Here is a 12,668-nt window from a genome sequence, read left to right as displayed (position 1 = left end):
TCAGGCCAGCGCGTCCTTGATCCGTTGCTCGAGCGTATCCCACACCTTGTCCTCGGCGATGCCGGGCATCTGCTGGACCCGGTTGTTGATGAGGAAGGTCGGCGTCCCCTCGATCTGGTAATTCGACACCGCGTCGCTGTTCATCGCCACCAATTGCTGCGTCTCGGCCGCATTGGCGAGGCACTGGCTGGTCTTCGCCGAGGGCAGCCCATGCTGCGCGGCGAAAGCGGGCAGCCCGGCATAATCGGCATAGCGCTGGAACTGCTGCGCCGGCGGCAGGCTGGCGAGCCCTTGCAGCGTCGCCTGCGGCACCGCCTGCACCCGCTCGAACATCGCCGTCTGGTCCTTGTACATCGCGTCGGTCAGCGTGAAGAACTGCGCGCTCGCCCCCGCGCAGCGCGTGACCAGCGCCATCGCAATGTCGAGCGGATCGCGGACGAAGTTGCGCAACTCGAACGAGACCTGGCCCGTCTTGACGTATTGGGCGACCAGCTTGGGCGTCCCGTTTTCCGAGAAATGCGCGCAATGCGGGCAGGTCATCGAGGAGAATTCGACCACCTTCACTTTGGCATTGGGATTGCCCATCAGCATCCCGCCCTCGCTCGTCTTGGTGACGGTCTGGGTCCAGTCGCCCCCGTTCGGCGCGGCGATCGGCGCCGGCGGACCTGCGTCCGCCTTGGCACTGTCATTGCCCTTGCCGCCCGAACAGCCGGCCAGCACCGCAACGGCGGCAAGCAACGCGATGATCTTCATGGTGGTTCAGCGGACCTTCGGGATGTTGGTGAAGATAGCGAGCGGGTTGGGCCGCTCCGGCTCGGCCGGCCGCTCGGCGGGGTCGAGCCGCCCGGCGAGCGATTCGAGCACCGCCTTCAGCTCGGGATCGCCGATCTCGCGCAGCCCCGGCCCAAGCTCGCGGGGCGCCGCCGCAGGCGCAACCGCACGGCGCGGTTCGGCCTTGGGCAGGCGACCCTGGCGGAACTGGATGCGCGCCACCGCGGGATGGCCGAAGAAGCGGTTGACCCGCTCGACGATGGTCGGCGCCAGATGCTGCATCACCGGAGCGTGCGAGCCTTCGACCACCAGCGTCAGCGTGCCGCCGTCCTTGCGCCCGGCGGGGAAGCGGATCGATTCGGGCGCCGACACCTTGGCGTAGCGCTCGCCGACGATCTCGGGCCAGCGGCTGACCACCTGCCCCTGGACGAAGCCGAAGCGCTTGAAGGCCATCCCGCCGATCGCGGTCACCATCTCACCCGCCGCCCGCGCGCGATTCTGGCGCGGCGCGTCGCTGGCTTTGCCATGGGGATAGAGGGGTTTGGCCATCGCTCCGGCTCATGCCATAGGGCCCCCATGCACGCAAAGGCGGCGGACCGACTTCTCCACTATTATTCTAAGGCCGCGCGGGACCTGCCCTGGCGCGCCCCGCCGGGCGCCCCGCGCCAGGACCCCTACCGGGTGTGGCTCTCCGAGGTCATGCTCCAGCAGACCACGGTGGCCACTGTCACCCCGCGCTACCGTCGCTTCCTCGAGCGCTGGCCGACCGTCGAGGCGCTCGCCGCCGCCAGCGACGAGGACATCCTCGGCGAGTGGGCCGGGCTCGGCTATTACGCCCGCGCCCGCAACCTCATCGCCTGCGCCCGCGCAGTGGCGGCACGCGGCGGCTTCCCGGCGAGCGAGGCGGAGCTGCGCCAGCTTCCCGGCCTCGGCGCCTATACCGCCGCGGCGGTGGCGGCGATCGCCTTCGGCGAGGATGCGGTGCCGATCGACACCAATGTCGAGCGCGTCGTCGCGCGCGTCTTCGGCCTCGCCGATCGCGGCGCGGTCGCCGAAGCGGCGCGTGACTGGTGGCCCACGGGCCGCGCGGGCGATTTCGCGCAGGCCTGCATGGACCTGGGCGCGACCATCTGCCGCCCGCGCCAGCCGCTGTGCGACCGCTGTCCGCTACAGCCCGACTGCCGCGCCGCCGCGCTCGGCCGCCCCGAGGACATCCCCGCGCGCAAGGCCAAGAAGGACCGCCCGCACCGCTTCGGCCTCGCCTGGTGGATCCGCCGCGACGACGCGCTCTGGTTGACCCGCCGCCCCGCCACCGGCCTGCTCGGCGGAATGGCCGCCTTGCCCGGCCCCGAGTGGAGCGAGGCGCGCCCCGCGGCCAACCCGCTCGCGGTTCATCGGCACGGCTTCACCCATTTCACCCTCGACCTGCTGGTCGTCCCGCGCGGCGAGCCCGAGGGCGACGGCTGGTGGCAGCCACTCGCCACGCTTGCCGAGGCCGGCCTGCCGACCCTCTACCGCCGCGCGGTCGAGGCCGCGCTCGCCGCCGAACGGGAGCCGCGCCTTGCTGCCTGACGCCTTCTTCGCCGGCCCCGGGCTCGACCGCGCCGACGCCCTGCGCGGCCAGCCCGACGAACTCGCCCGCCTCAAGGACGACTCTCGCGCGCTTGAGCTGGTCTGGGCCGACGGCCTCCCCGCGATCGACAATGCCGGCCGTCTGCAGTGGCAGCCGCTGGCCCAGCCCGACCTCTTCCTCGGCCTCGCCGACGGCGCCCCGCGCTACTCGCCGGCGCTCGACTTCGACGGCGACCTGCGCGCCCGCTTCAACGCGCTCGCCCACCTCTCCGCCAGCGACGCGCCCTTGTTCGCCGCCGCGCTGTCGCTGTCGAGCTGGCACCGCCGCCATCGTTTCTGCGCCAATTGCGGCCACGCCACCGACGTGGTCCGCGGCGGCTGGTCGCGGCAGTGCCCCGCATGCCAGGCCGAACATTACCCCCGCGTCGACCCGGTGGTGATCATGTTAGCCGAGCATGACGACCGCCTCCTGCTCGGCCGCCAGCCGCAATATCCGCCCGGCCGCTATTCGGCGCTGGCCGGCTTCCTCGAGGTCGGCGAGACGATCGAGGCCGCCGTCGCCCGCGAGCTGTTCGAGGAGGCCGGCGTCACTGTCAGAGACGTCCGCTACCTCGCCAGCCAGCCGTGGCCGTTCCCCTCCTCGCTGATGATCGGCTGCGCCGCGCGGGCGGAGGGCGACGCGATCACCGTCGACGTGACCGAACTCGAGGATGCGCGCTGGTTCACCCGTTCCGAGGTCGCCGCCGCCTTGGCCGGCGCGCCCGACGCCGCGTTCATCCCCCCGCCGCCCTTCGCCATCGCCCGGACGCTGCTCGAGCACTGGCTGTTGGCTTGAACGATTGGCACGCCCTCTCTAAAGGGGCGCCAGCCATATTCTTCCCCTCTTTTCCGGAACCGCATTCTCCATGAAGGACACCTCGAACACCATCGCTGGCTGGGTCCTCGGCGCTGGCATTGTCGCCCTTGGCGGCTCGCTGCTGGCCGGAGAATATTTCAATAATGAGCGGCCGGAGAAGATGGGCTTCCCGATCGAGGGCGTGGTCCAGGAGGGCGACGCCGGCGCCGCCGCCGAGCAGCCGATCGAATTCTATCTCGCCAAGGCCGACCCGGCCAAGGGCGCCGACGTGTTCAAGAAGTGCCAGGCCTGCCACACGATCGAGCAGGGCCAGCCCAACGGCCTCGGCCCCAACCTCTATCACGTCGTCGGTGAGCCGGCCGGTTCGGGCCGCGGCTTCGCCTGGTCGCCGGCGCTGAGCGGCAAGGGCGGCACCTGGAACTGGGACACGCTCAACCAGTGGCTGACCAGCCCGAAGAAGTATGCGCCCGGCACCAAGATGACCTTCGCCGGCCTCAGCAACCCCGAGGAGCGCGCCAACGTCATCGCCTTTTTGAACAGCAAGAGCCCGTCGCCGCTGCCGATGCCGGCGGCCCCCGCGGCCGGTGCCGACGCCAAGGCCGGCGGCGCGACTCCCGCCGCGGCGGGCGCCAAGGCGGCTGCCGAGAATGCCTCGGCCGGCGCGCAGAAGGCCAAGGACCAGCCGGTGCTCAACGAGCAGCAGGCGGCCACGGCCGGCCAGGGCAGCATCGGTGGCGAAGGCGCCTCCAAGCTGACCGGCCCGTCGCCGACCCAGAAGGCCAGCCCCGCCAACAACAAGAAGTAAGGGTAAAAGCGCCGCCACTTACCGGCGGCGCCGAGACCTATTCGGCCGCCGCGCGCTGCTCGGCCTCGGCATAATGGTCGCACACCGCGGCCCAGCCTTCCTCGGCCGTCTCGCACCAGGTGATGAGGTCGAGGTCGCGGGCGCTGATCACGCCCTCCTCGACCAGCGCCTCGAAATTGACCACCCGGTTCCAGAACTCGCGCCCGTAGAGCAGGATCGGCAGCGGCCGCACCTTGCCCGTCTGGATGAGCGTCAACAGCTCGAACATCTCGTCGAACGTCCCGAACCCGCCCGGGAACACCGCCACCGCCCGCGCGCGCAGCAGGAAGTGCATCTTCCTCAAGGCGAAGTAGTGGAACTGGAAACTGAGGTGCGGGGTCACATAGGGGTTGGGCAATTGCTCGTGCGGCAGCACGATGTTCAAGCCGATCGACTCCGCCCCCTCGTCGGCGGCGCCGCGGTTGGCGGCTTCCATGAAGCTCGGGCCGCCCCCTGAGCAGACCACGAAGTGGCGCTTGCCCTCGTCGTCGGGCTCGGTCCGGCTGACCAGCCGCGCCAGCTCGCGCGCAACCTCGTAATAATGCGACTTGGCCTTGAGCCGCTCGGCGATGACCTTCTGCTCGTCGGTCCGCGCCGCCGCGAGCAGCGCCTCGGCCTTGGCCGGCTCGGGCACCCGCGCCGAGCCGTAGAAGACGAAGGTCGAGCCGATCTTCTGCTCGTCGAGCAGCAGCTCGGGCTTCAACAGCTCGAGCTGGAAGCGCACCGGCCGGAGATCGGGCCGCAGCAGGAAGTCCTTGTCCTGGAACGCCAGCGTGTAGGCGGCGTCCTCCGTCTGCGGCGACGACGGGATATGCTTGGCGGCTTCGGCGTCGACCTTCGCATTGGGAAAGATACGCTTGGGGGGAACAGGATCAGTCATAAGCGGACGGCGCCTATTCCCCTTTGCGCGCGGCGTCAAAGCGGCGCCGCTTCCTCCGCCACCCGCCGCCGCTCCCCGGTCCAGTCGAGCCGGCGGGTGACGTACATCGTCCCCGCCAGCGCGACGAGCAGCAGCAGCGCGCCGATCAGCAGCGCATAGGCCTCGAGGCTGAGCAGGACGTAGAGCACGGCATAGAGCGCGGCGAGGATCGCCCCGATCACCAGCCCGCGCCGCCAGCTCCCCAGCACCGCCGCCGAATAAGCCGTGTTGAGCGCGGCGATCGCGCCCGCGGCGACGACGTAGGCGGCGGCAAAGCCGATCACCTCGGCAAACGCCAGCAGCAGCACGAAGAACAGCACCAGCGCCGCCCCGGCGAGCAGATATTCGATCGCCACCACGCGCACCCCGCCGATGATGTCGAACAGCAGGAACGCCAGGAAGGTGAAGCCGATGAACAGGAAGCCGTATTTCGTCGCCCGGTCGACCTGGCTGTAGAGATCGACCGGCTGCATCAGGTCGACCCCGGCGCGCGCCTGGCTCACCGCCTCGTCGCTCGAATTCCCCTTCTCGTCCCCCTCGATGAACAGCAGCGAGCGGCCGAGCGCGAGGTTGCCGATCCGATAGGCAGCGGTGAAGCCGTCCTTGGCCACCTGGCGCTGCTCGGGGAGGAAGCCGCCGGTGAAGCTCGGGTTCGCCCAGGTCGAGCTCAATTTCCACGCGGTGTCGCCCGCCCGCGGCATGAAGGCGAACGAGCCGTTGCCGCGCAGCGCGAAGGAGAAGTCGACCGAGAAGCGCGCCGGGTCGAGCTGCGTCAGGTCGATCGGCGCATAGAATCCGCCATTGACCATGCTGGTCCCCCCGCCCGGCCCAAGCGGAAGCGCTTTCCCGCCGACCCGCACCAGCGGATTGGCGCTGAGGCCCCGGCTATCGCTGACCCCGAAGTGCAGTTCGGCCCGATTGAGTTCGAGCGACCCCGCCGGCACGCCGAGCCGGGTCAGGTCGCTCGGCAGCGCAAAGGTCGCGCGGCCTTGCGTGTCGGCATGATAGACCACCACCTCATAGATCGACCGGGCCCGGCGCTCGGGCGCGATCCGCGTCGCCGCATCGACCCCCTGCGGCGCGACGATCAGCCGCCGCTCGACCGTCTCGGGCCCGCTGACGATCTTCCCATTGGCATCGGTGGTCGCCGCGCTGATGGTCTTGAACGGAATGCTGAGCTCGGGCCCGGCAATCACCTGCGGCTCGCCCCACCCCGCGGCGATGCTCGAGCGCGCCTCGTCCGATTGCGAGCGGCGGTCGCTGATCATCAGCCAGGTGACGAAAATCCCGATCGACAACAGTGCGGCGATACCGAGCGCGCGAAGCAGTTTTCCGGTCGGGGTGGGCTGATCCATCGGGCGAGACTCCGTCGTTGAAACTCGGTTCGTCTACAGATTTGCACGGTTCGTCGTCAACCCTGCCATTTCGACCGCCCTTGGGCCAAGCCGCGCGTCCTGCTAATCGGCTGCCCGGCCCTGCCTTTTTCCGTTGGAGACCCCATGCCCGAAACCGCCGTCCCGCAGCATTTCGCCGGCGAGGAACTCGAGCATCTCTGGCTGCCGGCCGAGGGCGCCGCGAAGGGCACGGTGATCATCGTCCCGACGGTGATGGGCGTCTCCGACCTCGAGCGCGGGTTCGCCGCGCGGTTGAACGGCTGGGGCTATCACGCCCTCGTCGCCGACACCTTCGGCAAGCAATTTCGCGGCGCCGCCCGCGAGGTGATGTTCGGCGAACTCACCCGCCTGCGCCAGGACCGCGCCGCCCTGCGCGACCGTCTGCTCGCCATCCTCGACGTGACCCGCGCCCAGGGCGGTGTCGACCCGGCCCGGGTCGCGGCGATCGGCTTCTGCTTCGGCGGCCAGTGCGTCCTCGACCTCGCCCGCTCGGGCGCGGACGTGGCGGGCGTCGCCAGCTTCCACGGCCTGTTCGATCCGCCCGGCCTGCCCGCCAACCCGATCAAGGCCAAGGTCGTCGCCTACCACGGCTGGGACGATCCGATGGTCAAGCCCGAGGCCGTCGTCGCCCTCGGCCAGGAACTGACCGCCGCCGGCGCCGACTGGCAGATCCACGCCTACGGCCACACCGGCCACGGCTTCACCAATCCCCACGCCACCACCGAGATCGGCATCCCCGGCGTCGCCTTTAACGAGGCTGCCAACCGCCGCAGCTGGCAGGCGCTCGAGGATTATCTGGCCGAGCTGTTCGGCTGAGCGTGCCGGGCTATGCGGCCTTGCTGCGCGCGGTGAACGTGTCCGGCACCGGCAAGCTGCCGATGACCGAGCTGAAGCGCATGGGCGACGAGTGCGGCTTCACCGGAGTGCGCACCTACATCGCCAGCGGCAATCTCATCTTCGCCAGCCCCGCGTCCGAAGCCAAGGTCGTCGCCCTGCTCGACGCGCAGGTCGAGCGCTGGTTCGGCAAGGCCGTCCCGGTGATGGTCCGCAATGCGGACGAGCTGGCCGCCATCGTCGCCGCCAATCCCTTTCCCGACGTCGCCGGCAACCGCCTCGGCGTCAGCTTCCTCGCCGCCGCGCCCGACCCCGACCTGCTCGACCAGGTGCGCGGGCGGCAGGACGAGCGCACGGCGCTCGGGACCCGCGAAGTCTACATCGCTTATGGGGCGGGCATGGCCGACAGCAAGCTTACCTTTCCGGGCATGGGCACCGCCACCGCGCGCAACATGAATACGGTGCGCAAGCTCGCCGAGCTGGCCGCGGAGGTGGCATGACCGAGGCCGAGGCCGCCAATCGCCTCATGCGGCTGGCGAAGGAGATTGCGCGCCATAACCGGCTCTACCACGACCGCGACGCGCCCGAGATCAGCGACGCCGACTATGACGCCTTGGTCCGCGAGAATACCGCGCTAGAGGCCGAATTCCCCCACCTCGTCCGCGCCGACAGTCCGAGCCGGCAGGTCGGCGCCAACCCCTCGGGCCCGCTCGCCAAGGTCACCCACGCGCGGCCAATGCTCAGCCTCGAGAACGCCTTCTCGGCCGGCGACGTCGAGGAGTTCGTCCGCCGCGTCCGCCGCTTCCTCAGCCTCGGCGACGACGAACCGATCGCGCTGACCGCCGAACCCAAGATCGACGGCCTCTCCTGCTCGCTGCGCTACGAGGACGGCCGGCTGGTGATGGCCGCGACGCGCGGCGACGGCGCGGTGGGCGAGGACGTCACCCCCAACGTCCGCACCATCGCCGACATCCCGCAGGCACTGATCGGCGCCCCCGCGGTGCTCGAGGTGCGCGGCGAGGTCTTCATGTCCAAGGCGGACTTCGCCGCCTTGAACGCGCGGCAGGAGGCGAGCGGCGGCAAGCTGTTCGCCAACCCGCGCAACGCCGCCGCCGGTTCGCTCCGCCAGAAGGACCCGGCGATCACCGCCGCGCGCCCGCTTCGCTTCCTCCTCCACGGCTGGGGCGAATTGTCTGAACCCCTCGGCGCGACTCAGACGCAAGCGGTCGAGCGGCTCCAGGCGCTCGGTTTCCCCGCCGCCGCGCAGTTCAAGCTCTGCGCCGACACCGCCGAAGCGCTCGCCCATTACGCCGCGATCGAGCATCTCCGCGCCGACTTGCCCTTCGACATCGACGGTGTGGTCTACAAGGTCGACCGGCTCGACTGGCAAGACCGGCTCGGCAGCGTCGGCCGCGCGCCGCGCTGGGGGCTGGCGCACAAATTCCCCGCCGAGAAGGCCGAGACCACGCTCGAGCGGATCGAGATCCAGGTCGGCCGGACCGGCAAGCTGACCCCGGTCGGCCGCCTCACCCCGGTCGGGGTCGGCGGGGTGATCGTCGCCAACGTCACACTCCACAACCGCGACGAGATCGCCCGGCTCGGCCTTCGCGAGGGCGACCGCGTCCGCATCCAGCGCGCCGGCGACGTCATTCCGCAGGTGGTCGAGAACCTCACTCGCGACGAGCCGCGCCCGCCCTACGTCTTCCCCGACCATTGCCCCGAATGTCAGTCCGAGGCGGTCGCCGAGGAGGGCGAGGTCGACGTCCGCTGCACCGGCGGCCTCATCTGCCCCGCCCAGCGGATCGAGCGGCTCAAGCATTTCGTCAGCCGCGGGGCGATGGACATCGAGGGTCTGGGCGAAAAGACGATCGAGGAATTCGTCACACTCGGCTGGCTCCACGGTCCCGCCGACATCTTCCGCCTCGCCGATCACCGCGCCGAGCTGCTCGGCCGCGAGGGATGGAAGGAGAAGAGCGTCGACAACCTCCTCGCCGCGATCGACGCCAAGACCGGCTTCGACCCCGCCCGCTTCCTGTTCGGGCTCGGCATCCGCCACGTCGGCAGCGTCACCGCGCGCGACCTGATGAAATGCTTCGGCACGATCGAGGCGCTTGAGGCCGCCGCGCTCAGCGACAATGGCCTCGCCGAGCTTGCCTCGGTCGAGGGGGTCGGGCCGGTCGTCGCCGAGGCGCTCCACGATTTCTTCCACGAAGCCCACAATCGCGCCCAACTGGCCGACCTCCTCGCCCTCGCCCGCCCCGCCGCCTTCGTCAGTTTGGCCCGCGAGACCGAATGGAGCGGCAAGACCATCGTCTTCACCGGTTCGCTCCAGACCATGAGCCGCGACGAGGCCAAGGCCCAGGCCGAAAAACTGGGCGCCCGCTCGGCCGGCTCGGTCAGCGCCAAGACCGACCTGGTCGTCGCCGGCCCCGGCGCTGGATCGAAGCTCAAGAAGGCCGAGGAGCTCGGCATCCGGGTGATCGGCGAAGAGGAATGGCAGCGGCTCGTCGCCGAAGCCTGATCCCGTGCGACATTTGGCGGATCTGAATGCGACATTTGGCGGAAAGTGTAGTGTAACATTACAGTTATTTGACAGTTACTTTGCACGAGCGTTACACCTCCGGGACAAGATCGGAGACCGCCATGCGCCTGCTGTTGACCGTCGCCCTGCTCGCCGTTCCGGCGGCCGCCCTCGCCCAGCCCGCCGACACGTTGGTCGTCCAGGGCACCCGCACCCTCGCCGACAACCAGCAGCTGGTCAGCTATGCCGACCTCCAGCTCGCCAGCGCCAGCGGTCAGCGCGAGCTTCGCCACCGCGTCGACGGGGCGATCGCATCCCTTTGCGATAGCTCGCATTTTTCGATCAGCGATCCGCAGGGCTCGCTCAAGTGCAGCAATCAGGCCTGGACCGACGTCGCGCCGCAACTGGCCCGCCTGACCCCGCGCTTCGCCTCGCGCTAGGCGCTCCGCTCGAGCACGAGGATCCGCCACTCGCCGGTGCCGCCATCGATCAGGCGGCACCCGCGACTCTCATAAGCCGCCGCCACCGCCTCGGCCTGGCTGTCGAGCAACCCCGCCAGCACCACCCAAGCCCCCGGCCGCAACGCCCCCACAAAGTCCGGCGCCAGCTCCACCAACGGCCCCGCCAGGATGTTGGCGATCAGCAAGTCGAACGGCGCCCTTGCCGAGAGCAGCGGCGAGTCCATCCCGTCGGCGGTCGTCAGCAGCAATTCACCCGCGCCATGTCCCAGCGCGATCCCGTTGATGCGCGCATTGTCGCGCGACACGTCGACCGCGATCTCGTCGATGTCGGTCGCGATCGCCTTCGCCGCCGGCCACAGCCGCAGCGCCGCGAAGGCGAGCAGGCCCGTGCCCGTCCCTATGTCGGCGATATTCTCGAACCGCCGCCCCTCACGCTCGAGCCGGTCGAGCGCCTCGATACAGCCCTTGGTGGTCGCATGCTGCCCGGTCCCGAAGGCGAGCCCGGCATCGATCTCGAAACTGATCGCCGCGGGGTCAGGCGCGGCGGTCGGTGTGTGGACAAAGAAGCGGCCGGCGCGGATCGGCTCGAGCCCCGACTGGCTCTTCGCCACCCAATTCTCGTCGGCCAATTGCTCGATCCGCGGCGGCCCGCTCGCCAGGCCGCTAAGAACGGCGAGCGCCTCGGCGTCGGGCCGCTCCTCGAAATAAGCGTGGATGACCCAGTCGTCCGGACGGTGCTCGTCGGGCTCGTCGGCGACGATCACCGGCGGCGAATCGCGGTCGGGGAAGAGCTCGTCGGCGCTGCCCACGGCCTCGCCCTGCGCCCGCGTTGCCGGCAGGGTCACGCGCCAGCTCATTTGCTCGCCGCCTCCTTAGCGAGCCGCGCGTCGAGGTCGCGCCCCTTCTGCGCCGCATAGTCGCGACAGGCGTTGGGATCGAACAAGGGCTTGTCGCCCGCCAGTCGCTCGGCGGTGGCGCTGGCGGAGGGGTGCGGGGTGAGCAGGATTTCGCAGCGCAGCGCCGCCACCTTGACGAAGGACCTGCGGAACGAGGCGACCACCTCGGGATGCGCCGAGAAAAGATAATTGTCGCTGCTGACCGGCGAGAGGCTGTCGGCATAGACCATCGACCGGCACACCGCGCCGTCGCAGCTTTCCCACGACCAACTCAGCGCGCCCGGGGTGTGGCCGGGCGTGGCGTGGGCGGTGATGGTGATGTCGCCGAGCCGCAGCGTCTGCCCGTCGCCGACGATCCGGTCGGCCACCACCTTGGGAAAGGTGCCGAGCGAGGCCGCCTGCGGATCGGCCGGGTCGAGCGCGCCATTGGCCATCGCGCGCGCTGCAGCGGCCGAGGAGATGACGCTGGCTCCGGTCATCTGCTGGAGCTTGGCGATCCCGCCGACATGGTCGAGGTGCTCGTGGCTCTGGAGGATCCAGCGCACGTCGCGCAGGCGAAAGCCGAGCGAGCGAATGTTGTCGGCGATGAGGTCGGCGGCGCGCTCCGGGCCGCCGTCGATCAACACGTCGCCGCCGGGGCTAGTGATCAGGATCGAGGAGATGCCGCAGGTGCCGACGAGATAGACGTTGGCGTGGACGCGGACCGCGGGCGCGGGCTTGGTCCAGCTCGCCTGGTCGGTCGCACCCGCGCAAGTCTGCGCCCACAGCGGGCCGTAGGTCTCGATCGGCGCGCGGATCGGCTCGGGATGGGGCGGCGGCTTGCCGAGCGGGATGACGATCTGCTGCAGCGCCAGCAGGAGGACGGCCGGGCTAACGGACATAGCTTGCTCCATTGGCGTCGATCACGCTGCCGGTCGCGCTGGCCGGCGCCTCGGTGGCGAGCCAGCGGATGATCTCGCCGATTTCCGCCGCGCTGGCGACGCGTCCGAGCGGGATTTCGGCGAGGATTTTCGCGCCGCCGCGGCTGGCGAGATATTCCTCGGTCATCTCGGTCACGGTGAAGCCCGGGCAGACCGCGAAGGCGAGGATGTTGTCGCCCGCATAGCCGCGCGCGATCGTCTTGGTGACGCCGATCATCGCCGCCTTGGACGCGGCGTAATGCCAGTGCTGGGGTGAGTCGCCGCGATAGCCGGCGCGGCTGGCGACGTTGACGATCCGGCCACCGCCGTGGGCGCGGAAATGCTGGACGGCGAGGCGGGCGAGGTCGGACGAAACAGTCAGGTTGATCCGCATCGTCCGCTCCCAGGCGGCGAGCCAGTCGGCGTCGGCGGCATCGTCGGCGACCGCTTCGTAGATGCCGGCGTTGTTGACGAGCACGTCGACCTTGCCGCCAAGTTGGGCGACGGCCGCATCCCACAAGCGGCGCGGCGCGGCGGGGTCGGTGAGATCGGCGCCGAGAAGGCCGTCGCCGCCGTTGGTCGAATGGCCTGCGACCTGGTGGCCGGAGGCGGTCAGCGCGTCGAATGCGGCCTTGCCGATCCCGCGGCTGGCGCCGGTGAGGAGGATGTTCATGGCGGCCGCGTTAGCGACCGCGAGGCCC

General features: G+C 70.1%; 14 protein-coding genes. 7 read left to right on the top strand and 7 right to left on the bottom strand.

The annotated features are described in order from the left end of the window. Positions 1–753: a thioredoxin domain-containing protein gene (locus GCU42_RS12835; protein WP_114229056.1), complete on the bottom strand. Its 753-nt coding sequence runs from the start codon at positions 751–753 to the stop codon at positions 1–3. A gap of 6 nt (positions 754–759) precedes the next feature. Then, positions 760–1,320 carry a DUF721 domain-containing protein gene (locus tag GCU42_RS12830; RefSeq protein WP_114229057.1) on the bottom strand — a complete coding sequence of 187 codons (561 nt, stop codon included), beginning with the start codon at positions 1,318–1,320 and terminating at the stop codon, positions 760–762. A 27-nt stretch (positions 1,321–1,347) separates the two neighbouring features. On the opposite strand from GCU42_RS12830, the gene GCU42_RS12825 reads away from it, so the two are divergent. The 3 genes from GCU42_RS12825 to GCU42_RS12815 all read left to right on the top strand — a co-directional run bounded on the left by GCU42_RS12825 (position 1,348) and on the right by GCU42_RS12815 (position 4,004). Next, the gene (locus tag GCU42_RS12825; RefSeq protein ID WP_114229058.1) at positions 1,348–2,343 is read left to right on the top strand and encodes an A/G-specific adenine glycosylase; all 996 of its coding nucleotides are present in this window, start codon (positions 1,348–1,350) and stop codon (positions 2,341–2,343) included. Beyond that, positions 2,333–3,178, top strand: coding sequence for an NAD(+) diphosphatase (gene nudC / locus GCU42_RS12820; protein WP_114229059.1), 846 nt, complete (start codon positions 2,333–2,335; stop codon positions 3,176–3,178). The genes GCU42_RS12825 and nudC overlap by 11 nt, the downstream gene beginning before the upstream one ends. Before the next feature lie 70 nt (positions 3,179–3,248). Further along, entirely contained in the window at positions 3,249–4,004 is a 756-nt protein-coding gene (locus GCU42_RS12815) for a c-type cytochrome (RefSeq protein ID WP_114229060.1), read from the top strand. A gap of 37 nt (positions 4,005–4,041) precedes the next feature. Here GCU42_RS12815 and GCU42_RS12810 read toward each other — a convergent pair whose 3' ends face one another. Beyond that, a complete protein-coding gene (locus tag GCU42_RS12810; RefSeq protein WP_114229061.1) occupies positions 4,042–4,923 on the bottom strand; it encodes an LOG family protein in 882 nt (293 codons plus the stop codon). A gap of 35 nt (positions 4,924–4,958) precedes the next feature. Next, positions 4,959–6,317 (bottom strand): cell envelope integrity protein CreD, encoded by a 1,359-nt coding sequence (gene creD / locus GCU42_RS12805; RefSeq protein WP_114229062.1) that lies wholly within the window; start codon positions 6,315–6,317, stop codon positions 4,959–4,961. Between the two features lie 144 nt (positions 6,318–6,461). On the opposite strand from creD, the gene GCU42_RS12800 reads away from it, so the two are divergent. The 4 genes from GCU42_RS12800 to GCU42_RS12785 all read left to right on the top strand — a co-directional run bounded on the left by GCU42_RS12800 (position 6,462) and on the right by GCU42_RS12785 (position 10,151). Then, entirely contained in the window at positions 6,462–7,172 is a 711-nt protein-coding gene (locus GCU42_RS12800) for a dienelactone hydrolase family protein (protein WP_114229063.1), read from the top strand. A 2-nt stretch (positions 7,173–7,174) separates the two neighbouring features. Further along, positions 7,175–7,690 (top strand): DUF1697 domain-containing protein, encoded by a 516-nt coding sequence (locus GCU42_RS12795; protein ID WP_114229064.1) that lies wholly within the window; start codon positions 7,175–7,177, stop codon positions 7,688–7,690. Next, the gene (ligA, locus tag GCU42_RS12790) at positions 7,687–9,711 is read left to right on the top strand and encodes an NAD-dependent DNA ligase LigA (protein ID WP_114229065.1); all 2,025 of its coding nucleotides are present in this window, start codon (positions 7,687–7,689) and stop codon (positions 9,709–9,711) included. Before GCU42_RS12795 ends, ligA begins: the two co-directional genes overlap by 4 nt. Before the next feature lie 122 nt (positions 9,712–9,833). Further along, complete coding sequence (locus tag GCU42_RS12785; RefSeq protein WP_114229066.1) at positions 9,834–10,151, top strand: UrcA family protein; 318 nt, start codon at positions 9,834–9,836, stop codon at positions 10,149–10,151. On the opposite strand, the gene GCU42_RS12780 is transcribed toward GCU42_RS12785, so the two are convergent. Genes GCU42_RS12780 through GCU42_RS12770 form a run of 3 tightly spaced genes read right to left on the bottom strand, consistent with a single transcriptional unit; the run spans position 10,148 to position 12,640 of the window. Beyond that, entirely contained in the window at positions 10,148–11,029 is an 882-nt protein-coding gene (locus GCU42_RS12780) for a 50S ribosomal protein L11 methyltransferase (protein WP_114229067.1), read from the bottom strand. The two genes, GCU42_RS12785 and GCU42_RS12780, sit on opposite strands and share 4 nt — an antisense overlap. Then, a complete protein-coding gene (gene bla, locus GCU42_RS12775; RefSeq protein ID WP_162789368.1) occupies positions 11,026–11,949 on the bottom strand; it encodes a subclass B3 metallo-beta-lactamase in 924 nt (307 codons plus the stop codon). The genes GCU42_RS12780 and bla overlap by 4 nt, the downstream gene beginning before the upstream one ends. Continuing rightward, positions 11,939–12,640 carry an SDR family NAD(P)-dependent oxidoreductase gene (locus GCU42_RS12770; protein WP_114229069.1) on the bottom strand — a complete coding sequence of 234 codons (702 nt, stop codon included), beginning with the start codon at positions 12,638–12,640 and terminating at the stop codon, positions 11,939–11,941. Before GCU42_RS12770 ends, bla begins: the two co-directional genes overlap by 11 nt. Between the last annotated feature and the right edge of the window lie 28 nt (positions 12,641–12,668).

The organism is Sphingomonas ginsengisoli An et al. 2013 (assembly GCF_009363895.1).
GTDB lineage: Bacteria > Pseudomonadota > Alphaproteobacteria > Sphingomonadales > Sphingomonadaceae > Sphingomicrobium > Sphingomicrobium ginsengisoli.
This window is presented reverse-complemented; position numbering and strand designations above follow the sequence as displayed.